At 37.9% G+C, this 21,474-nt stretch carries 21 protein-coding genes; all 21 read right to left on the bottom strand.

Translation table 11 applies throughout. The features are described from left to right. Positions 1 to 211: 211 nt before the first annotated feature. The 21 genes from spoIVB to spoIIIAC all read right to left on the bottom strand — a co-directional run bounded on the left by spoIVB (position 212) and on the right by spoIIIAC (position 21,467). Positions 212 to 1,489, bottom strand: coding sequence for a SpoIVB peptidase (gene spoIVB, locus LGQ02_RS07655; RefSeq protein WP_226517602.1), 1,278 nt, complete (start codon positions 1,487 to 1,489; stop codon positions 212 to 214). Positions 1,490 to 1,619: 130 nt separating this feature from the next. Next, a complete protein-coding gene (recN, locus tag LGQ02_RS07650; protein ID WP_226517601.1) occupies positions 1,620 to 3,350 on the bottom strand; it encodes a DNA repair protein RecN in 1,731 nt (576 codons plus the stop codon). A gap of 25 nt (positions 3,351 to 3,375) precedes the next feature. Next, positions 3,376 to 3,825: a transcriptional regulator AhrC/ArgR gene (ahrC, locus tag LGQ02_RS07645; protein ID WP_226517600.1), complete on the bottom strand. Its 450-nt coding sequence runs from the start codon at positions 3,823 to 3,825 to the stop codon at positions 3,376 to 3,378. A gap of 418 nt (positions 3,826 to 4,243) precedes the next feature. Next, positions 4,244 to 5,047 (bottom strand): TlyA family RNA methyltransferase, encoded by an 804-nt coding sequence (locus LGQ02_RS07640; protein WP_404802385.1) that lies wholly within the window; start codon positions 5,045 to 5,047, stop codon positions 4,244 to 4,246. 4 nt (positions 5,048 to 5,051) lie between these two features. After that, a complete protein-coding gene (gene dxs, locus LGQ02_RS07635; RefSeq protein WP_226517599.1) occupies positions 5,052 to 6,941 on the bottom strand; it encodes a 1-deoxy-D-xylulose-5-phosphate synthase in 1,890 nt (629 codons plus the stop codon). Positions 6,942 to 6,950: 9 nt separating this feature from the next. After that, entirely contained in the window at positions 6,951 to 7,574 is a 624-nt protein-coding gene (locus LGQ02_RS07630; RefSeq protein ID WP_226517598.1) for a CNNM metal transporter family protein, read from the bottom strand. A 724-nt stretch (positions 7,575 to 8,298) separates the two neighbouring features. Continuing rightward, entirely contained in the window at positions 8,299 to 9,201 is a 903-nt protein-coding gene (locus tag LGQ02_RS07625; RefSeq protein ID WP_404802412.1) for a polyprenyl synthetase family protein, read from the bottom strand. Continuing rightward, a complete protein-coding gene (locus tag LGQ02_RS07620; protein ID WP_226517597.1) occupies positions 9,188 to 9,433 on the bottom strand; it encodes an exodeoxyribonuclease VII small subunit in 246 nt (81 codons plus the stop codon). Before LGQ02_RS07620 ends, LGQ02_RS07625 begins: the two co-directional genes overlap by 14 nt. Further along, positions 9,423 to 10,802 carry an exodeoxyribonuclease VII large subunit gene (xseA, locus tag LGQ02_RS07615; RefSeq protein ID WP_226517596.1) on the bottom strand — a complete coding sequence of 460 codons (1,380 nt, stop codon included), beginning with the start codon at positions 10,800 to 10,802 and terminating at the stop codon, positions 9,423 to 9,425. Before xseA ends, LGQ02_RS07620 begins: the two co-directional genes overlap by 11 nt. A 13-nt stretch (positions 10,803 to 10,815) precedes the next feature. After that, positions 10,816 to 11,667, bottom strand: a complete 852-nt coding sequence (gene folD, locus LGQ02_RS07610) for a bifunctional methylenetetrahydrofolate dehydrogenase/methenyltetrahydrofolate cyclohydrolase FolD (RefSeq protein WP_226517595.1) — start codon at positions 11,665 to 11,667, stop codon at positions 10,816 to 10,818. A 507-nt stretch (positions 11,668 to 12,174) separates the two neighbouring features. After that, a complete protein-coding gene (nusB, locus tag LGQ02_RS07605; protein ID WP_226517594.1) occupies positions 12,175 to 12,576 on the bottom strand; it encodes a transcription antitermination factor NusB in 402 nt (133 codons plus the stop codon). A 549-nt stretch (positions 12,577 to 13,125) separates the two neighbouring features. Then, positions 13,126 to 13,542, bottom strand: a complete 417-nt coding sequence (locus LGQ02_RS07600; protein WP_226517593.1) for an Asp23/Gls24 family envelope stress response protein — start codon at positions 13,540 to 13,542, stop codon at positions 13,126 to 13,128. A 20-nt stretch (positions 13,543 to 13,562) separates the two neighbouring features. Then, positions 13,563 to 14,924, bottom strand: coding sequence for an acetyl-CoA carboxylase biotin carboxylase subunit (accC, locus tag LGQ02_RS07595; RefSeq protein ID WP_226517592.1), 1,362 nt, complete (start codon positions 14,922 to 14,924; stop codon positions 13,563 to 13,565). An 11-nt stretch (positions 14,925 to 14,935) separates the two neighbouring features. Beyond that, positions 14,936 to 15,466 carry an acetyl-CoA carboxylase biotin carboxyl carrier protein gene (gene accB / locus LGQ02_RS07590; protein WP_226517591.1) on the bottom strand — a complete coding sequence of 177 codons (531 nt, stop codon included), beginning with the start codon at positions 15,464 to 15,466 and terminating at the stop codon, positions 14,936 to 14,938. Positions 15,467 to 15,924: 458 nt separating this feature from the next. After that, positions 15,925 to 16,284 (bottom strand): hypothetical protein, encoded by a 360-nt coding sequence (locus LGQ02_RS07585; protein ID WP_226517590.1) that lies wholly within the window; start codon positions 16,282 to 16,284, stop codon positions 15,925 to 15,927. 1,409 nt (positions 16,285 to 17,693) lie between these two features. Next, on the bottom strand, positions 17,694 to 18,326 hold the full coding sequence (locus LGQ02_RS07580; protein ID WP_226517589.1) for a SpoIIIAH-like family protein: 633 nt from the start codon (positions 18,324 to 18,326) through the stop codon (positions 17,694 to 17,696). Beyond that, the gene (gene spoIIIAG / locus LGQ02_RS07575) at positions 18,327 to 18,986 is read right to left on the bottom strand and encodes a stage III sporulation protein AG (protein WP_226517588.1); all 660 of its coding nucleotides are present in this window, start codon (positions 18,984 to 18,986) and stop codon (positions 18,327 to 18,329) included. Position 18,987: 1 nt separating this feature from the next. After that, entirely contained in the window at positions 18,988 to 19,632 is a 645-nt protein-coding gene (gene spoIIIAF / locus LGQ02_RS07570) for a stage III sporulation protein AF (RefSeq protein ID WP_226517587.1), read from the bottom strand. Between the two features lie 25 nt (positions 19,633 to 19,657). Beyond that, a complete protein-coding gene (gene spoIIIAE / locus LGQ02_RS07565) occupies positions 19,658 to 20,842 on the bottom strand; it encodes a stage III sporulation protein AE (RefSeq protein WP_226517586.1) in 1,185 nt (394 codons plus the stop codon). A 13-nt stretch (positions 20,843 to 20,855) separates the two neighbouring features. Continuing rightward, on the bottom strand, positions 20,856 to 21,251 hold the full coding sequence (gene spoIIIAD, locus LGQ02_RS07560; protein WP_226517585.1) for a stage III sporulation protein AD: 396 nt from the start codon (positions 21,249 to 21,251) through the stop codon (positions 20,856 to 20,858). 9 nt (positions 21,252 to 21,260) lie between these two features. Next, positions 21,261 to 21,467 (bottom strand): stage III sporulation protein AC, encoded by a 207-nt coding sequence (spoIIIAC, locus tag LGQ02_RS07555; RefSeq protein WP_226517584.1) that lies wholly within the window; start codon positions 21,465 to 21,467, stop codon positions 21,261 to 21,263. Positions 21,468 to 21,474 lie beyond the last annotated feature (7 nt).

The following is a 21,474-nucleotide window of genomic DNA, read 5'->3' as shown; positions in this document are numbered from 1 at the left end:
GTATTCCTTTTATTTTTTTGATTTTTTCTAAAAAAACTTTCGTTTTCTCCTGATTATTCTTATTTACTCCGGTTTTCGACTGCATTCGATGACAAACAACACCAAAAGAAGTCATTTGTCGAAAAATATTTATTTTCATTTTAGCATAGTATTGGTAAAACTTAAAACAAAACTTTAAGAGGAGGTCATAAAATGCCAAAAAGGCGAGTACTTAGCTCGCCTTTGCACCTTCACCATATATATCGATTTCTGCTTCTTGTAACATCCACTCAATATGGCACCCATAACCACTTGTCGGGTCGTTTACAAATACATGTGTCACTGCGCCAATAATACGGTCATTTTGAATAATTGGGCTACCGCTCATTCCTTGAACGATTCCTCCTGTAGCTTCTAACAATTCCGGGTCAGTCACTTTAATGACCATTCCTTTAGTAGCTGGATGTTTTTGCTCCGTACTGCTTACGATTTCAATATCAAACCGCTTTACCTCATCTCCATTCACAACAGTTAAAATTTCTGCAGGGCCAATTTCAACTTGATGGGATAGTCCGATTTCCATTGGTTCATTTACTTGCCCACTTGACACTTCTTCTGTCAATGTGCCAAAAATACCGAAGGGACTATTTTTCTTAATATCCCCTAAAACTTTACGGTCGTTTGAAAAACGAGCAAGCTTTTCACCTGGTTCACCTGTTAATCCCTTTTCAATTGATGTTACTTTAGAGCTAACAATTTCACCTTCATGAACTTCAATCGGTTGACGTGTATCCATATCAGAAATGACATGACCTAACGCACCATATTTTTTTGAATTCGGGTCATGAAAGGTTAATGTCCCAACACCAGCAGCTGAATCACGAATATATAAACCTAAACGATATGATTGGTCTTCTTTGCCTTTTACAGGAGTAAGTTCTTTTGTCATTTCTTTACCATTTCGTTTGATCTTCATTTCAATTGGTTTATCCGAGTTTCCAGCATTTTGAACGACTTCATTTATGTCGCTCATCTCTTCAATATTGACCCCATCCATTTTAGTAATCATATCACCTACATTAATTCCAGCCAGTTCACCAGGAGAAACATCTCCATCCTTCGTATCAATAAGGTGATGCCCTACAACTAGCACCCCATCAGTTTGCACTCTTACGCCTATTGACTGACCTCCAGGTATCACCTTTAGTTTCGGAAGAACTGTAACATCCATTGACTTTAACGGTAAACGGCCAAAGCCAAACTGTAATGAACTTTGATTCGATTCAAGACCTTTTATTTGAGTTTTTCCATCTACCTCTTCAAAAGTTAATGGACTCTCGTCTTGTGCCATAACGGGCAGTGCTGTATCAAGTTCATATGATTGACCTTCAAAAAAAATTAATTCATCAGGTAATGATGCATATTGTTGAATGGGTGGATAAAAAGCAGCGGAGAACAATAGTACAAGGAGAATTGCACCTATAATTTTACGGACCTTCGCATTTTTCAAACCTTTTCACTCTCCTCGTTCCTAACCTACACCTCCACCATGGCTGTATTACTAATTTTGCCTTGACTTGCTTCATTTATAACTAATTAAAAAGAAAAAAGCTAACCTTAATTGGTTAGCTTTGCATATTTCATCCCAACGATTGTTTAATTTGGTTTGCTTGTTCCAATAATTCTTTTGCATGTTCTTTTGTTAACTCAGTAATTTCCACCCCAGAAATCATTCGGCTAAGTTCCTCAATTTGTTCTTCTTCATTTAAAGGTTTAACGGAAGTTGTCACTCGTTCACTGTCTTCACCTTTAGAAATAAATAAGTGTGTGTCAGCCATTGCAGCTACTTGAGGCAAATGTGTAATACATAAAACTTGTGATCCAACAGAGATATGATGAATTTTTTCGGCAATTGCTTGAGCCACCCTACCACTTACACCAGTATCAACTTCATCAAATATTAAAGATGTGACCCCTTCATGGGTTGCTAAGATCTTCTTTAAAGCAAGAATCATTCTTGAGATTTCTCCACCAGATGCAACTTTTGCAAGAGGCTTTAACGGTTCTCCTTTATTCGTTGCAACCATAAATGAGATATCATCTATGCCTTCTTTTGTTATTGGTAAACTTTTCGATAATGAAAGTAAGTCCTCTTCTTGAAACGAATGTTCGTGGAATTCCACTTGGAACTTTGTATTTTTCATATATAAGTCTTCGAGTTCTGTCTGAATATTTTCCTCCAGTCTTTTCGCTTCATACTTCCTAACTTCCGTTAAATGCTTCCCTTCAACTATTAGGTCTTTTGCAATGCCTGCCAAGTCACTTTCCCATTGCTGAAGTCGTTCATCTCGATTATTTAATGTATCCATTTCATCTTCAATTTTTGAAGCATATTCTAAAACTTCATTAACGGTTTCACCATATTTTCGTTTCAGTTGGGTTAATTCATTTAACCTTAATTCGATCTCGTTTAAACGATCAGGATCAAATTCAATATTTTCATGATAATCACGAAGTGAATACGTTGCTTCTTCTAATAAGTAATAACAATTCGTAATTGTCTCTTTTAATTTATGTAATTGCTCATCCATCTCTGCAGCTTCTTCGATTTGATTCATAGCGACCATTACCCATTCTAGCCCTCGGTTATCTCCGTATAAAGCCTCATAAGCACCGTGTGTTGTTTTAAATAATTCTTCACTATTTGAAAGCCGCTTTTTCTCTTCTGTTAAACGGGTGTCTTCTTCAGGCTGTATATTCGCTTCTGTAATCTCGTGATATTGATATTTAATTAAATCTAATCGTTGAGCCATCTCTTGTTCATTTTCCGACAATTGCTTTAATTCTTTTCGTTTCTTTATAAATGATTGGTATAATTCCTTATATTCATGCTTTGGTTTTTTAATATGGTCTTCTGCAAATCGGTCGAGTAATGTTAAATGTTTATCTTCTTGTAGCAGCTGCTGGTGTTCATGTTGTCCATGAATGTCAACAATCATTTGCCCGATTTGACGTAAAACTGCTAAAGTCACCAATTTTCCATTAACACGGCAGATACTTTTTCCTTGCTTTGTTATTTCTCTTTTCAATAAAATTGTCTCTTCTTCACCTGTTTCAATTCCTACATCATTGAAAAGTTTATATACATCATGATGCCTGTCCACAGAAAAAAGTCCTTCAATCTCTGCTCGTTTACTCCCGTGACGAACAAATTCAACAGATCCTCTTCCACCAATTAATAATCCAATTGCATCAATAATAATTGACTTCCCCGCTCCAGTTTCCCCCGTTAAAACAGTCAGCCCTTCATCAAAGGAAACAGTCATTGTATCGATGATTGCAAAGTTACGGATAGAGAGCTCCATTAACATTAGCTACACATCCTTTTTCTATGTCTTAAAGCATTTCTAAAAATCGTTCGCTAATTTGTTCTGTATCAGCTTCGGCCCTACAAATAATTAACAATGTATCGTCTCCACAAATCGTTCCCATAATCTCATGCCAATCTAAATTATCAATAAGTGCTCCAACAGCATTGGCATTTCCTGGTAGCGTTTTCATTACAATCATATTGCTCGTTTGGTCAATTGATACGAAGCTATCCATTAGCGAGCGCTTTAATTTTTGAAGTGGGTTAAAACGTTGGTCAGCTGGTAAACTATATTTATATCGACCATCCATCATCGGAACTTTCACTAAATGAAGTTCTTTAATATCACGACTCACCGTGGCTTGAGTAACATTAAATCCATCTGCACGCAGTTGGTCAACTAATTCATCTTGTGTTTCAACTTCTTGGTTCGATATAATTTCACGAATTTTTATATGACGTTGCCCTTTATTCATTAATAATTCCTCCATCATTCTATAGCTCTTTATGCTTTATTAAAATCTATACTTTAATATTAAATGATTTTTTATATTTATACAATTAATGTATACCATTTTGCATAATCAAACTTGACTTATTTTCAAAATGCTCTTTTCGCATTAATTCTTTACTTTTCAAAACCGTTACAGAATGACGCTTTCCAAACTGGATCTTCATCTCGTGCAACTCCCGCTGGAGTCGCAGCCTTTCACTGCTTGGAGTTAACCAAATATTTCAATAGCAACACCTTTTTTTGAAAACAGCCTTTCAAAAAGAAAGGCTTCGTTAAAGAACTAGTGTTGATTTTACCAAAAATAATTAATGAAGGTTAAAAGAATCAAAAGAAAAGGAGAAAGCAAAATAAATTGCTCCTCCCTAATTTTTATATCTACTTTATTGATGTCCTAAGCGAACGATTTCTTCTACATTGAAATCTCTACGACCCTTATCAGTCGTTTCACTTAAAGAAAGGTGAAGTAAAAATTCAATATTCCCCTCTCCACCTTTGATTGGTGAAAAAGTGAGACCTTCAACATGAAACCCAATATCTGTTGCAAAACGAATCATATCTTCTAATACTTTTACATGAACTTTCGAGTCTCTGACAATTCCCTTTTTTCCTACTTCATCTCTACCAGCTTCAAATTGCGGCTTTACTAATGCAGAGACTTGTCCATCTTTTTTTAATAATTGTTTTAATACTGGAAGGATTAGTTTCAACGATATAAACGAAACATCGATCGTCGCAAAATCTGGTTTTCCGTATAAAAGATCATCTTCACTTACATAGCGAAAATTTGTTCTTTCCATAACGATGACTCTTTCGTCTTGCCTAAGCTTCCAAGCAAGTTGATTATAACCGACATCAATTGCATAAACGAGCTTTGCTCCATTTTGTAAAGCACAATCCGTAAAGCCACCTGTCGAAGCCCCTATATCAAGAACAACAGCATCATTCAAGTCAAAATGAAACGTTTCTATCGCCTTTTCTAGCTTTAATCCGCCTCGGCTTACATAAGGTATCGTTTGACCTTTTACTTCAATTTGACTATCTACTTTCACTTTTGTTCCTGGTTTATCGACGCGATCTCCATCAACGAAAATTAAGCCGGCCATAATAGTCCGTTTTGCTTTTTCTCTTGATTCGATCAAACCTTTATCAACTAATAAAATATCGATACGTTCTTTTTTATCCATTCTGTTACGCTCGTTTCCTTTTCTTAGGAAGAATCTGTTCCACTCGTTCCGCTACTGCTTGAGGTGTCAATCCAACCTCTTCTAACAGCTCAGGGACACTTCCGTGCTCGATATATCGATCTGGGATTCCCATACTTTCCACTACCATGTTGTGGTGATGCTTTGCATGGAAATGTTCGACTACTGCACTGCCGAAGCCTCCGAGGAGAGCACCTTCTTCAATTGTTAATAGCGGACGGTTTTCCATTGCAAATTGTTTTAACATGTCATCATCTAATGGTTTAATTGACCTAGCATTTACAACTTCAACATGAATTCCGTCCTTTTCGAGAATGTCCGCTGCTTCCATTGCAACTGGAATCATCGTACCGTACGCAAGGATAGATAAGTCTGACCCTTCCTTGAGGATTTCCCATTTTCCAATTGGAATTTCTTTTAAACTTTCATCCATTTTTACGCCAAATCCATTTCCTCTAGGGTAACGAACGGCAATTGGTCCATCATCATGACATACCGCTGTATATACTAAATGTTGCAACTCATTTTCATCTTTTGGCATTAATATTTTCATGTTTGGTAAATGCCTTAAATAAGAAACATCAAATACTCCTTGATGTGTTTCACCATCGGCACCGACTAAACCGGCACGGTCGATAGCAAAAAAGACATTTAAATTTTGGCGACAAACATCATGGACGAGCTGATCGTAACCTCTTTGCAAGAAGGTAGAATAAACCGCAAAAACTGGTTTCAACCCTTGCGTTGCCAGACCCGCAGCCATTGTCGTTGCATGTTGCTCAGCAATTCCAACATCAAACATTCGATCTGGAAATTCATTTGCAAATACATCCAACTTCGTTCCTCCAGGCATTGCTGCTGTTAAAGCAACTACTCGTTCGTCTTGTCGAGCAACCTTTTTAAGCGACTCGGCAAACACGCCACTATAACTTGGAGGTCCTGGCTTTTTCACCACTTCACCAGATTCAATTTTATATGGTCCTAAACCGTGCCATGTCCCTTTTGCGTCATTTTCAGCTGGAGCATAACCTTTGCCTTTTTTCGTAATAACATGAACAAGGACAGGTCCTTTTGTTTTCTTTGCATAATTCATGTTACTAATTAAGTCATCGTAGTCGTGACCGTCAACTGGACCTAAATAAGTAAACCCTAACTCTTCAAAGAACATGCCAGAAACGAGTAAGTATTTCAGACTATCTTTTACTCTTTCAGCTGTTGTCGCTAATCTACCTCCAAATGCTGGGATACGTTTAATTAGCATTTCTAATTCTTCTTTTGCTTTACGATACTTTCCAGCCGTTCTCATCCTACCAAGAACGTTATGTAAAGCACCGACATTTGGAGCAATTGACATTTCATTGTCGTTTAAAACAACGGTCAAATCTGTTTGTTCATGTCCGATATGGTTAAGCGCTTCCAACGCCATACCTCCGGTTAGTGCCCCATCACCAATAATCGGAATAATGCTCTCATCAGTTCCTTTTATATCTCTAGCAACAGCCATTCCCATTGCAGCTGATAATGATGTCGAGCTATGACCAGTTTCCCAAACGTCATGCTTACTTTCTGACCTTTTTGGGAATCCACACAATCCTTTATATTGACGTAATTGATCAAACTGGTCTGCACGACCTGTCAATATTTTATGAACATATGCTTGGTGACCTACATCCCACAAGAATTTATCTTTTGGGCTGTCATATAATTGATGTAATACTAATGTTAGTTCTACAACACCTAAGTTGGGCCCAAGGTGACCTCCAGTAACTGAAAGGTTTTCAATTAAGAAGTCACGAATATCTTGAGCAAGGTCTTCCAATTCGGTTTTGCTGCATTGCTTTAAAAATTCTGGGTCTTTAATGCTAGACAAATCCAAGAAAAACCCTCACTTTCGTAATTTTTTCTTATTATTATGTTTCTTTTGCTTTTTACGTTTTTTACCATCAAAGATGACTATCCTCAATTTTACCTCTAAAAAGTAAAATAATCTACCCACATGATATATGATTTCTGTTGAATATTGAATAGCTAATGTTTTTCCGACAGATTTTCCACCAACAGTCAGTGCAGCAACAATAGCTGTAAATACAACAGATATAAGGAACTGTATCGTCGTTCCCTCTTCATAACCTATTTGTAAAGAAAATCTTAATACGACATAAGCTGAAGCAGTTCCACTAATAACCCCAGCAATATCACCAATCACATCATTACAAAAGTTTGCAAACTTGTCTGCATTTCGGGTAATTTGTACTGCTTGTTTTGCACCTGGCAGTCTCTCTGCTGCCATGGCATGAAAAGGTTGTTCCTTCGCAGCAGTCGCTGCTACGCCTATTGTATCAACAAAAACACCGATAAACACAATTAATAATACAATGACCATCCCAAAACCCCAGGATACACCACTTAATATCGATGTTGACACAATAGCAAAAACAGCCGCTAACACCAAGGTGATAACGGCTATCATTGTGCTCCAACGTAGTGACTTTCTAACAGATTCCTTCATTTATATACATCGTTCCTCTTCATATCAGTTCGAAACATTATTATGTATCCGAGTGGTCATTTAAAGAGTAAAAACTGCGCCTTAGGTCCAGTAGGTTTTCCCAAGTAAGCACCTCAGCGTCGCCGCTGTGGCGGTTTCCCTTTAAGCCTACCTTGACGCTGTCACCAAACGTCAGACTGGATTACCACTTAGAACGCACTATAATCCTCTTTAAATGTCCGAAAAGTGAAACAGTCTAGGAGTTTTCCTCGACAGTTCCTTAGCCATTTTCTATCCTCTTTTGCAGGGTCGATTTCATATGAATGAGTTCGATATACAACCTAGCATTCATAATCCCCTCGCCCCCCACTCAAGGCAGGCTACGCTGCTCACAAGTTCCCGTACTTGCATAGCAGGTTCATACCTTGCGTCATAGTGATCCGCGGGTACGGATACCACCACGAAAGGCCTCCGCGGCGCAGGGTCATCGCCCACATGCCTTTGTGGATCGCCCTACAGCCTTTACTCCCAGTTAGGACCCAAGGCTGGGCGCCTCAAGCCAAAACTAGGAACTTCATCGATGTGCCCTTTAGCGGATTTTTAGGCCCGCTTTCGAAAATGGAGAACCGACTAGAATACTGCACCACTCGGTAACTAAATATAGTATAGCATGATATATCGTGGCAAAACAACAAACAACCAATGTATATACAGCATTATTCTTCCACGTTTGACATGATTTTACTCAATTGACTCGAGAGCCGATATAATCGGCAAGTTCTTTTAAAAGTGTATGATTCGTAGACGTCTGATATAAGCATTTTTTTGCTTCAGTAAGATGGTATTCTAGTTTTTCCTTTGCTCCATCTAAGCCTAACAGTTTTGGGTATGTGTTTTTATCATTATCTTCATCACTACCGACTGGTTTTCCTAACTCTTCTTCATCACCTTCGATATCTAGAATATCGTCTTTAATTTGGAAAGCGAGCCCAACATGCTGTGCAAATTGACGAAGTAACTGAACATCCTCTACGTCAGCCTCAGCTATCATAGCACCCGCTTCAACCGCAACTGCTAATAAGTCACCTGTTTTTCGTTCATGAATTTGTTGTAAGTCTTCTGCTTGTAAACTCTTTCCTTCCGCTTCCATATCTGCAACTTGTCCACCGACCATTCCTTCGGGTCCAATCGCTCTAGAAATACGCTGAATGAGGTCTACTTTCCGCTCACTTGTTAAATGCTCTGAACAAGAAATCAGTTGAAAGCTCTTCGTAAGTAGTGCATCTCCTGCTAAAGTCGCCATCGCTTCCCCGTAAATGATATGATTGGTTGGCTTTCCTCTTCTTAAATCATCATCATCCATAGAAGGTAGGTCATCATGAATCAATGAATACGTATGCACCATTTCAAGAGCACTTGCTACGTCATACCCAATTTCTAACGGCTTAGAAAAACCGTGTAACGTTGCTAATAATAGAAGTGGTCTAACACGTTTGCCCCCTGCCTCTAAAGAATAGATCATTGAGGCCTTCAACTTCTCAGGGGATTGTAGTGACTCTATGTAAATAGGTAATTTTTTATCAATTACTTCTTTTTCAGTTTTCATAAACTGTTCTAGTTCGATGTTATTCACACTAACTCTCCCCATCAACTTCAAAAGTAGAAACTTCTCCATCTTGATCTAAAACTTGCGTCATTTGTTTTTCTACGTTCTGCAATCTTTCGTGACAATATTGCGAAAGTTTCATTCCTTCTTGAAACATGGAAATCGCTTCTTCTAATGGTACATCGCCTTCTTCCAATTTCCCAACCACAGACTCAAGCTTCTCCATTGCCTCTTCAAAAGTTAACTCTTCTTGATCATTTCCTTTATTTGTCATTATATTCACCCCACTTTACTTTCGGTAACTCTACTTCCTTTTTTTCAGATACTTGGCAATTTAGATAACCATCTTGAAGGCGTATTCGAAGGTCCGTTTGTTCATCTACGTCGTTAATACTTTTAACTAGTTGCTCATCTTCTTTATAAACAAGACTAAATCCGCGTTCCATCATTCTTAATGGACTTAGTACTTGCAGTTTTGAAACTTGCACGGAGAAGGCTGATTGCTTTTCATTCAGTATTTGTTGCAGATTTTTGACTAATCGCTCTTCTGATCTCGCATGTTCCGCTTTTGCATCTCGTAACATATGGTAAGGATGACTTCTCTCAAGTCTAGATACGAAGTTGTTAAGCTTTTCATGACTGTTTGAGATAGTCCTTAATGCTTCTTTACGTAATGATTCAACATGCCTATCAAGATCTTGCTCTTTTTGTTCGATCAGCTGTTTCGGGTAACGAAAAGCATATGATTTCAATAAATAATTTAACTTATCTTTTTTTCTAGACACGTGAGTTTCCATTGTACGAATAAGTCTATCTTTATTGTTATTTACCGTTTTTACTAGCTCTAAAAGATCAGGTACTGCCATCTCTGCAGCTGCAGTTGGCGTTGGAGCCCTTAAATCAGCAACAAAGTCACTGATTGTTATGTCGGTTTCATGTCCTACTGCAGATATTACTGGGACGTTAGAGTAAAAAATGGCTTCAGCCACAACTTGCTCGTTAAAGGCCCATAATTCTTCTAGAGAGCCCCCACCTCGACCAACGATTATCACATCAAACATATTCGCTTCATTAGCTTGTTGGATCGCATTAGCAACAGAAGGTGCTGCTTCCGGTCCTTGAACAAGGACCGGAAGCAGTGTCACTTTGGCTATCGGATAGCGCCTATTTAACGTTGTGATGATATCTCTCACTGCAGCTCCAGTTGGAGAGGTAATAACGGCAATCGATTCAGGTACATTAGGAATCGGTTTCTTACGTTCTTGGGAGAAAAAACCTGCGAATTCTAACTTTTTCTTTAACTCTTCGAAAGCTAAATATAAGTTTCCAATGCCGTCAGGTTGCATCTCTTTTACGTAAAATTGATATTGACCGTGTGGCTCATACACAGAAATATCTCCACGCACTAATATACTCATTCCATTTTCAGGAGTAAACTTTAAAAAACGGTTATTACCAGCAAACATCACAGAATTCAGTCGTGATTTTTCGTCTTTTAATGTGAAATACATATGGCCACGGCTATGTTTCTTAAAGTTAGAAATTTCTGCACGAACCCATATATTCTGCAGGTAAGGTTCGCCATCAATGAGTCGCTTAACAAACCTTGTTAACTCACTAACAGACAATATTTCTTGATTCATGGCGTTAAACCCCTTACTTAACTATTCGCTTTGCAGATTCTACTGTGTTATGAAGAAGCATTGTAATTGTCATTGGTCCCACTCCACCTGGTACGGGAGTGATGTATGAAGCAACTTCTTTTGCGTTGTCATAAACGACATCACCAACAAGTTTTCCTTCATCATTTCTGTTTACACCAACATCGATGACAACGGCTCCTTCCTTAATAGCGTCTGCATCTAAGAAATGAGCTCTTCCTACAGCTACAACAAGGATATCTGCTGAACGAGTCATTTCCTTCATGTTCTTCGTTCTTGAATGACAATATGTAACAGTTGCATTTTCATTTAATAAAAGTTGTCCTACTGGCTTTCCTACGATATTACTTCGACCGACTACAACAACATGCTTTCCTTCAATTTCAATCTCTTTTGATTTAATCATCTCTACAATTCCAAATGGTGTACAAGGAAGGAATGTTTCTTGACCGATCATCATTTTTCCGATATTACTTGGATGAAAACCATCTACATCCTTATTTGGATCAATCGCTTCAATCACAGCATCTTCAGAAATTTGATCTGGCAGTGGTAATTGAACAAGAATTCCGTGGATATGTTCTGCTTTATTTAAAGCATCAATACGCTCTAAAAGTTCCTCTTGTGTCGTTGATTCAGGAAGTTCATATAATTCAGAGTGAACTCCAATTTCTTTACAAGATTTTTGCTTTGAACGTACATAGGATTGTGAAGCAGGGTCCTCACCAATTAAAATAACTGCTAAACCCGGTGTTACTCCTTTTCCTTTTAATCCTTCAACTTCATGTGTTAATTCTTCTCTTTTCTTTTTCGCTAATTCCTTACCTGAAATGACTGTTGCTGACATAAGTACTCCCCCTTATTTTTTATAGGCTTTGTTAAAGTTGCTTGCCCCTTCCTCTGCTTGCAATACACAGTAGTGTATGCGTCGGAGCAGCTCTAAGCAGGTAATAAGCATGCTTGTTGTTGTTTTTTGAGCCGCTCTCCGTGGACGCTTTCACCTCTAGGTACAGGTGCGACATCCGTTCATTCTTCACTTCGTATGAATTCACGGTGTCTTCTTTGCCGCGGGCACGGCTTCAGCTAACTTTGGAATGAAACTTTCCAAAGTGGATCTTCAGCTCGTGCTTTTCCCGCAGGAAAGAGGATTACTTCGTCGAATATGCTACGATTTGTCTCGACGAATACACACCAAAAAGTATGCTTGTAGAGGAAGAGACAGTACCACCTTCGCTTCTCAAAAAGGAAACGACTGTACAAAAAATCTTTTATCAACATTATTGCACTTTAACAGCGCCTTTTTATAAAAGAAAATTGTTATGTTGGAATTCATAACAATGTCCTTGCAACAAGATTAGGATTGCATTAAAGATTTCTCCACTTTAGATAAGACACCATTGACGAATCGTCCTGGTTCTTCTTCCCCACTAAAGCCTTTCGCTAAATCAATCGCTTCATTTATGCTTACATTGTGCGGAATATCCTCTTGCCATTTCATTTCATACACAGCAAGTCTCATAATTGCACGCTCCACTCTCGATATACGAGAAAGCGTCCAATTTGCTAAAGACTCTTCTAATAACGGATCGATCTCACTTTGATGTTCGACCGTTCCGTATACGACACCTTCTAAAAATGGTGACGCCTCTTCCCCTTCTTCTAATACGGCTTGAATGGCTTCCTGTGGATCGACGGAAGTCATTTCTATTTGATATAAAGATTGTACTGCCTTAATTCTTGCGACTCTTCGATTCATCTATAAATGTCTCCTTTAAACAAAACTTAGCAGATTATCACCAGAAAGCGATATAATTAGTTAAAACGGCAAAAAGTTATTTTCAAATTCGCCAACACCACGTTCTGTATAAGTAAAGCTTTTTTTCGCTTATGCTACCAACTATAGTTTTAATAAAAATTTGTAGTTTTAAAACTTACTTTTAAAAATATCTACCAACATGATAATAGCATAACTTAACCGTTCAATACAGAAGCTCTAAATGATTTTCCATTTTTATTATGTATAAAATTATTTTGTAGACAGTCCATGTATAAACAACCCTTGGCAAATCTCCATGGAACTATAGCTAAACTCGATCACATTCTGTAATTAACGCCAATGTTAAACATCCTATAAAAGTATTCCTAAATTACACAGAGCTTACCTTCTATGATAAGCAATGTACTGCGACGTAGATTCGTAGATGTAGTTATCTCGCCCATCATTTATATCGATAAAAAAGGTCTGACTGTTCCTTACGTAAACGAAAGTTTCAGAAAGGGGGTAGTCAGACCTTACGATTATAAATTATGCTCCATGTTCTTTCTTTGTATTGTCTTCTTGATCCACTTTCTGCTCTAAGTGAACACCTACAACGTGAACATTTACTTCTGTTAATTCAATTGCTGTCATGTTTTTTATCGTTTGATAAATATTTTCTTGGATTTTGCTACAAACTTCCGGAATTGATACACCGTAATTTGTAACAACGAAAATTTCAACAGCAATCCCTTCATCACTCATGTCAACTTTAACGCCTTTACCGTGGTTATTCTTCCGACCTAGACGCTCTGCAACACCAGCAGCAAAATTCCCTCTCATTGTTGCAACACCATCAATCTCTGATGCCGCTAAACCTGTAATGACTTCAATGACTTCTGGTGAAATTTCTACTTTCCCTAGCTCTTCTTTGTCATTAGCCATGTGAATTAAATGATTTTCCATGTTCCTCCACCTTTCAGACATTACTCCTCTAGTTCAGGCTTTAAAGAGTATTGTTCCAAAAATTTCGTATTAAAGTCACCACCTACAAAGACTTCATGATTAAACAATCTTATGTGGAACGGAATCGTTGTATCTATTCCTTCAATAACAAATTCTCCGAGGGCGCGCTTCATTCTTGAAACTGCTTCTTCTCTTGTTTCTCCATAAGTAATAACTTTTGCAATCATTGAATCGTAATATGGAGAAATCGTATAACCAGGAAAAGCAGCACTATCGACTCTAACACCTAAGCCTCCTGGAGGCAAGTACATGTCAATCTTTCCTGGCGATGGCATGAAGTTTTTATCGGGATTCTCTGCATTAATTCTACATTCAATTGCCCATCCATTAAAGGTGACTTTCTCTTGAGTATAGGAAAGCTTTTCCCCTGAGGCAACTAAAATTTGTTCTTTTATCAAGTCGATCCCAGTAACCATCTCAGTTACAGGATGCTCTACTTGAATACGTGTATTCATTTCCATAAAGTAAAACTTGTTTTCTCGGTGGTCATAAATAAATTCAATCGTCCCTGCACCAACGTATTCAACAGCTTGTGCTGCTCTAACAGCAGCCCCTCCCATTTCTTGACGCATCTTTTCATCAATTGCTGGAGACGGGGTTTCTTCTACTAATTTTTGAAGACGACGTTGAATTGTACAATCTCTCTCACCTAAGTGTATGACGTTACCGTGTGTGTCAGCCATTATTTGAATTTCAACATGGCGAAAATCTTCAATGTATTTTTCTAAATAAACACCAGGGTTTCCAAAGTTCGCTTTTGCTTCCTTTTGTGTAACAGAAATTCCTTTTCTAAGTTCAGCCTCATCTTTGGCTACACGGATTCCTTTTCCGCCACCACCTGCTGTCGCTTTAATAATAACAGGATAACCAATTTCCTCGGCTACACGTACACCTTCTTCTACGCCTTCAATAATTCCATCAGAGCCTGGAACGGTTGGAACCCCTGCTTTTTGCATCGTCGACCTTGCTACATCTTTTGTACCCATTTGACTAATTGCTTCAGGTGACGGTCCGATAAATGTAACTTTACATGCCGCACAAATTTCAGCGAAGTCGGCATTTTCGGCTAAAAACCCATAACCAGGGTGGATTGCATCGACTTCAGTCAATGTAGCTACACTCATGATATTTGTGAAGTTTAGGTAACTGTCGGTTGACGATGTCGGTCCTATACAATACGCTTCATCAGCTAGTCTAACATGAAGAGCATCACTATCAGCTGTTGAAAATACAGCAACTGTTTTTATCCCTAACTCTTTACACGCTCTTATTATCCGTACAGCTATTTCTCCTCTGTTCGCTATTAGAACTTTCTTGATCATATCCTCATCCCCTATTCTGGTTTAACCAAGAACATTTCTTGTCCATATTCTACAAGCTGTCCGTTTTCCACTAAAATTTCAACGATCTCTCCGTTAACTTCTGCTTCGATTTCGTTCATTAATTTCATAGCTTCAACGATACAAACGACAGAATCTGTTTTTACTTTGTCACCAACTTTTACATATGGAGCAGAATCAGGAGACGGAGCAGCATAGAACGTTCCAACCATCGGTGATGTAATTGTATGTAATCCAGAACGGTCTTGTTCGACAGGTTTTTCATCTGATTTCTCTTGGGTTACTTTTGTTTCAGGTTCAGACTTAACTTGCTCTTGAACTACAGGGTTAGCTGCGGGAACGATTTGTGTACTTTCTTGTACTGGCTGCATGTTTTGAACAGGTTGAGTTGGTTCAACTTGCGCATTTCCTTTTATGTCTTTTCTCATTGTAACTTTTGAACCATTCTGCTCAAACTTAAATTCATTAATAGATGATTGATCAATAAGTTTAATAAGTTCACGAATCTCTTGAATTTTTAACATAGTATACACTCCTCAATATTGTTTTTAAAACGTTTTCACATACTAATGCTATTTTATAACAAAACGAATAGAATCTTCTAATAATTGACACCTTTTCTAGTATGTCTTATGAGCAAGTCCTAAAAATATGCTACCTTAAAATCGATGAAAAGAAAACCTTTTTTTGACGAGCTATATATTATTTTACCTCATTTTTTTCACTTTGTATCACTTCGGACAAACAGTTTCGTAAAGTGAGTAAAATTGACAATTTCCACGTATAACAAGAAACATTTCGACTCACCCTACCATTTTCAACATCGTACAAACATTTTAAACATCTATAAGCTTTACTCTCGAAGAAAGAAGAGCCGTAGGCGTTGCCCATCCTTAATATCAACACTCACTTTTAACAGTGCCAAATAAAAAGGCTGCCTCAATGTTAAAGTGTCAAACACTTCATGAGACAGCCTTTCATATTATTCTGTTTGTTCAGTTTCTGATAGATTCTCCTGCACTTCCGCCTTATCATTTTTATATTCACGAAAAACAGGAAACTCGGATAAATTCTCTGGGATCTTGTCATTTTCTAATAGGATGATTTTTACAATATCTTTGTTTCGAGCCATATGATATTTTTCGCCATACTCATTCCCTTGAGTATATTTCTTTAAACTTTGGTAATCTTCCTCTTGAATGGAAACTGGCTCTCCATCCGCTTCTTCCTCATTTTGCATAAAGCCAACTTCAAATTCTACAATTTGAATTTTATCGTTTTTAATGTTGCGTGTTTGTTCGAGAACTGCTTTAGCGCCCTCTGTTAAATCAGACCATTCCATGCATTATCTCTCCCTTTCATTTTACTACCAAATAGAAATTTTGCCCTTGATAGTAACTTTTCACTAAAGGTTTACTATTTCACTCATTTAAAGTGAGAATAAAAATACCTTTTGTGACAAGTCAAATTTTGTATCCCCTTTCCCTTAACAAAGTTACATATTAAGTCATGGGGTTTCCGTTCCATCTCGGTATTATACCACCATCATTACATAAAATCATGTTTTTTACTTGAATCCATCTAAAGGACCGTTTATTTTACTTTTCATCTAAACATTTATTTCTATTCCTCGTTTCTAAAAGAATATTTTCTTTACATAGCAATCAATCACATAAATCGTTTTTCTTACTCGCTTGTTTTTTACTCTACTAATGTATTGGTAGTGACTCAATCTTCACTTTTTCAATTAACTAGTCCAACCTACAGTAAGAAAAGCGCAAGCCTCCTTGTCTCTTCCTCTACTAGTAATGCTATGTGGAAAGATGCGTCGAGACAGCTCACAGCTTATCCGAAGAAGTTACGTTTGTTGCTCATCGGCGATGAAAACTGGACTGAGCCGAGTGAGATAAAGGAGAGTTGAAAGACGCGAGTCGTTCATTCTCGACTTATCGTAGACGAGGTGAGGGAAGTTTCTCACGTCGATAGGGGGCTGAGCTAGACAACTATCCAGGACAATAATTTTATACTTTCTTATCTTTTAAAGAAAACTCGCCTATTGGCGAGCCTTTTAGGCGAAGACAGAGGTGTTAGGTGCGAAATTCCGAATGATGAGCGTGAACTTCACTTCAGACGGACGCTTCCCCGAGGGCTTGTCTTCAGCTCGTTGCTCCTGCGCCACTACGCTTGCTCGTCGCAGGTAAAGAGTGCTCCTGCGGTTACTCGTCGCAGCTCGAAGCAGTTCGAAGAAGTATTGCTTGTCGTTGCTCCTGCGGTTACTCGTCGCAGCTCGAAGCAGTTCGAAGAAGTATTGCTCGTCGTTGTTCCTGCGATTACTCGTCACAGATAAACAGTGCTCCTGCGGTTACTCGTCGCAGCTCGAAGCAGTTCGAAGAAGTATTGCTCGTCGCTGATCCTCCGGGAGTCGCCGTCTTTTGTTACGTTCACTTCGAAATAAAACGTACATTTAATGAAAAAATTTATCATATCATTCGTTTCATTGTGCAAAAAACGTATTATGAAATTGATTCTTAATTCTTAAAAATTTTTCACTACGTCGTGCTTCTACTTTGCTAAAATTTTATAAACTTAACGTGAAAAAAGGCATCTACGAAACAATGTTTCGCGATACCTTCATTATTTATAAGAGAATAACAATTAACTCTTTGAAAACCTAGTTATTATAATACATGTTGATTTTAACTTAAAGTGGTCATATTCCATTATTGAGAATAATTTTGTACGGGACCTCTTTTAATCTTCACCATCTGTTGGATCGTCTTTGCCATCACCTGGTTGGAATCCAACACGAATATCTTTATCACCCAGCTCTTCATAAGCAAGCATATTAATTTCTACAACTTCTGCTTTAGATAAGTCTGGTGCTTTTACATAGATCTTCACTTGATTGGCTTTTGTATCTGTAATAACTAGTGCATCTTCATAGCCTTTTGCTCGAATCATCGTTTCTAACCGCTCTTCTTGCTGGGATAATGTCTGTAAGCTTTCATATTGTTCTAGGGCATAGACTTGTACTTCAGGTGATGAATCAGAAGAAGCAATAACCTCTGCATAATCTTCATTCATACGTGCTCGTGCATCTTGACGTTGTAAACGAATTGTATCAAACATCTCTTGTGCACTGACATTTGAAAATTGTGAGTTTTGCCCAAAAACATCATCGACATCTTCCAACTCAATTACTGTAAAATCTTCATCTAACCCTTCAATACCTACACCTTCATTGTCCATTTCTTCCCCAGTTACTTCTTCATTGTCAATTGCATATTGATTGTCAATACGATCCATTGAAATGTAATAGACCGAAAGTACAATAATTAAACTTAACATCGTTAATAGCCATACGGTTTGTCGTTTTAAGACCATTTATGAATCCCCCTTTGAATTTTTCGGTAATACTGATACACGGTGAGAAGGAACATCTAAAGCTCTACTAACAGCTTCAATGACCCACGTCTTTACTTGTATATTTTCAACACCTTCAGCTACTACTACCACCCCGCGAATTGATGGCTTTTTTACTTTGACAACTAACGGTTCTTCTTTATCTCCGTTGCGAATGATAACTACATCTTCATCATTTGTTCGATCTTCTACTTGTCTCGACCCTCCCTCACGATCTGTTTCTTCTGTTACTTGTTCTCTTGTACTTATATTTTTTTGATAGACCGTTTCTTCTGTTTGGTCTAGATTCACAAAAACGGTCACGTTATTTATACCAACGACTTGCTCTAAAACTCTCTCAAGTTCGGACTCATAAAAGCTTTCATAATCAGACATCGAAGACAGCTCTGGCCTCTCGTTTGATGAACCAAACACCTCTTGTGACGATTCCTTCTCTTCTTTTTCATTTTCTTGTAAAGTCGGGACTGAAGCAGGCTCTTCATCAGGTTGTAAAACGACTCCAATGATCATAAAAAATACCCCAAGTGCCAGTAAAACCCCTAAATATTTCATATTTAATTTCTTAGGATTCTTAAACTGTAAAAACTTAAAGAATGTTGCGTTTTTTGGTTGCTTTTCCACGTTATTCCTCCCCTCCCTTCCAATGAATGTGTACTTTGTCAACTGGAACATTCCATTCCCGAGCTAGTAATGAAGCGATGTCTTTATCTATGCTGCTTGTTTTTCCTTCAAGCTCTTGATCAACGTCATTCTCAATAATGACTGGATCAATCGTAACAATCGATATTTCATCGGTTTCTTCTTCTTTTTCAGCTTCTTCTAGGGTTTGAATAAGAACATGTACCTCCGGATAAGTATCAAATGATCCTTCCTCTAATGGTATAGACTCTGCGTTCATAGTCACTTCTATTGGCACCACCTCAAACTGTTCAATTAATGGACCCTCAGCTTGTTTCTTCAGTTGGACAGCCACTTGTTCAGAAATATATGCATCTTGTACCGTTTCTATATCTCTTTTCTTTGATTCAATTTTATTCATTTGATTTTCTTGGTTTGGCCCCCCAAAATCTACAACTTCAGAAAGCCATTCTTCAGGATCAGTTTGAAAAATAGAGAGTACTGGTTGTAACATGACCATGAGTAACATTAAACCGACTACTAGTTTTACATAACGTTGCATTTTTGAGTTAGGTAACAAAAGTTCTAACACCGTAGCAAATAATATGAGAATAATAATGTTTGTCACCCATGCCGTTACAATACTCATTCGCCCGACTCCTTTCTATTTACGATCATCGCATCATTAACGATAGGTTGCCCGAGATAATAATGATCGTAATTGATAAAAAGAACATAAGTGATACTGCTGCTAATGCCGCAAAAATAAAGAGCATTTGTTTACCAATAATCGAAAGACATTGGATAATCGGGCCACCACCCAACGGCTGAAGAACTGCTGCTGTAAATGTATAAATGACCGCTAATGATAGAATCTTTAGTGCTGGAAATGCACAAATGAGTAACAAGATTGCAAGTCCTGCCACACCGACAGTATTTTTCAGTAAGACGGATGCCCCCATGACCGTGTCAGCAGCATCTGTAAACATGCGGCCTACAACTGGTACAAAGTTTCCTGTAACAAATTTTGCCGTTTTCACTGCTATTCCATCTGCCACAGCAGCTGTAGCTCCTTGAACAGATAAGACACCTAGAAAAACAGTTAGGAAGATACCAAGACCACCTACGGCTAAATTTCTTAAGAATTGGGCTAATTTTGTCACCTTGTAATGTTCCGTCATTGTACTGACGATAAAAAGAAGCGTAGATAAAAATAGAAGTGGCAAAACAAAATATTGCACAAAAAGTCCACTCGTATGAACAAGAAACATAACCATCGGGTGGAATAGTGCGACAGAGGTGACACTACCTATCGATGCCATTAAGACAAGAATTAATGGTACTAGCGAGACCATAAAACTACTCATTATCTTAATTGTGTTTTGGGTAAATTCCATCGCAATATGAAAACTATTTAAAGCAATGATCAACAAAACCATATACGTTATCGCATAAGCAACTTTACTAATTGAATGTTTTTCAAACGCTTGTTGTAGCTGAGCTAGAATCATACTAAAGACAGCTAGTAAAATTAACGTTCCTAAAAGTTTTCCATTTGCAAAAATTTCATGAAATAAAAACTTTAATAACCCTTGTACCCATGCTGAAAGAGATAATTGCTTGTCTCCTTTGACAAACTCCATGAAACTACCTCTTTGACTTTCAGGCAGGTACCCTTCATATTCATGGAGTACATCATTCCAAAATTGACCTATGTCCTCTAACCCTAACTTCTCAATTTGCGATTCAATCATCTGCTCTTGTTGTTCAGTTGTCACATTACCTTCTGCTTGTACATCTTCAGGAAGAAGGATCATCATCAATGCTGCTGCGATGATTATACAAATGTACTTTTTCATCCTTCCCCCTCCATTAATTTGGAATTAGTCCGATAATTGTTTCAATGATGACTGAAATAATTGGGATCGCCATGACCATAATAAGTACTTTTCCAGCTAATTCAATTTTTGAAGCCATCGCCCCTTGACCTGCATCCTTTGCAATCTGTGCTCCAAACTCAGCGATATAAGCTATACCAATTATTTTTAAAATCGTTTGTACATACATAAGGTTAATGTTCGCACTCGCCGCTAAATCTTCTAACATGCCAATAATGAGTGCAATTTTATCGATTAGGAATAAGAAGATAATAACGCCAACAAAAACTGTCAGTATAAATGCGAATATCGGCTTATGCTCTTTAACGACTAACGCTAAAAACGTCGCGATCATCCCTAAGCCGACGATTTGGATGATTTCAATGACCATCACCCCCTATCAGCTTTGGAAAAGAAAGACACTTCTTATCTTTGTAAATAAATCATCGACAACAGATGCAACCATATATAGCACAACAACAAAGGCAATTAAGGTTACCCAATTTGCGATTTCTTCCTTTCCCATTTGCTTTAATACAGTGTGAATCATAGCAACAACAATCCCTACTCCAGCAATCTGAAAGATCAAACTAACATCATAATTCATTGTGGTT

The sequence above is a fragment of the Bacillus shivajii genome (genome assembly GCF_020519665.1).
Taxonomy (GTDB): domain Bacteria; phylum Bacillota; class Bacilli; order Bacillales; family Salisediminibacteriaceae; genus Bacillus_CA; species Bacillus_CA shivajii.
This window is presented reverse-complemented; position numbering and strand designations above follow the sequence as displayed.

What these genes read in the sequence shown, in the direction of transcription:
- recN (WP_226517601.1), bottom strand. Translation starts at nt 3,350, where the DNA reads ATGTTAATGGAGCTCTCTATCCGTAACTTTGCAATCATCGATACAATG.
- LGQ02_RS07640 (WP_404802385.1), bottom strand. Translation starts at nt 5,047, where the DNA reads ATGGATAAAAAAGAACGTATCGATATTTTATTAGTTGATAAAGGTTTG.
- LGQ02_RS07630 (WP_226517598.1), bottom strand. Translation starts at nt 7,574, where the DNA reads ATGAAGGAATCTGTTAGAAAGTCACTACGTTGGAGCACAATGATAGCC.
- spoIIIAF (WP_226517587.1), bottom strand. Translation starts at nt 19,632, where the DNA reads ATGAGTATTGTAACGGCATGGGTGACAAACATTATTATTCTCATATTA.
- accB (WP_226517591.1), bottom strand. Translation starts at nt 15,466, where the DNA reads ATGTTAAAAATTCAAGAGATTCGTGAACTTATTAAACTTATTGATCAA.
- accC (WP_226517592.1), bottom strand. Translation starts at nt 14,924, where the DNA reads ATGATCAAGAAAGTTCTAATAGCGAACAGAGGAGAAATAGCTGTACGG.
- nusB (WP_226517594.1), bottom strand. Translation starts at nt 12,576, where the DNA reads ATGAATCGAAGAGTCGCAAGAATTAAGGCAGTACAATCTTTATATCAA.
- LGQ02_RS07620 (WP_226517597.1), bottom strand. Translation starts at nt 9,433, where the DNA reads ATGACAAATAAAGGAAATGATCAAGAAGAGTTAACTTTTGAAGAGGCA.
- LGQ02_RS07580 (WP_226517589.1), bottom strand. Translation starts at nt 18,326, where the DNA reads ATGGTCTTAAAACGACAAACCGTATGGCTATTAACGATGTTAAGTTTA.
- xseA (WP_226517596.1), bottom strand. Translation starts at nt 10,802, where the DNA reads ATGAATCAAGAAATATTGTCTGTTAGTGAGTTAACAAGGTTTGTTAAG.
- spoIIIAC (WP_226517584.1), bottom strand. Translation starts at nt 21,467, where the DNA reads ATGAATTATGATGTTAGTTTGATCTTTCAGATTGCTGGAGTAGGGATT.
- LGQ02_RS07585 (WP_226517590.1), bottom strand. Translation starts at nt 16,284, where the DNA reads ATGGAATGGTCTGATTTAACAGAGGGCGCTAAAGCAGTTCTCGAACAA.
- spoIIIAE (WP_226517586.1), bottom strand. Translation starts at nt 20,842, where the DNA reads ATGAAAAAGTACATTTGTATAATCATCGCAGCAGCATTGATGATGATC.
- folD (WP_226517595.1), bottom strand. Translation starts at nt 11,667, where the DNA reads ATGTCAGCAACAGTCATTTCAGGTAAGGAATTAGCGAAAAAGAAAAGA.
- ahrC (WP_226517600.1), bottom strand. Translation starts at nt 3,825, where the DNA reads ATGAATAAAGGGCAACGTCATATAAAAATTCGTGAAATTATATCGAAC.
- LGQ02_RS07625 (WP_404802412.1), bottom strand. Translation starts at nt 9,201, where the DNA reads ATGGGGAGAGTTAGTGTGAATAACATCGAACTAGAACAGTTTATGAAA.
- LGQ02_RS07600 (WP_226517593.1), bottom strand. Translation starts at nt 13,542, where the DNA reads ATGGAAAATCATTTAATTCACATGGCTAATGACAAAGAAGAGCTAGGG.
- spoIIIAD (WP_226517585.1), bottom strand. Translation starts at nt 21,251, where the DNA reads ATGGTCATTGAAATCATCCAAATCGTCGGCTTAGGGATGATCGCGACG.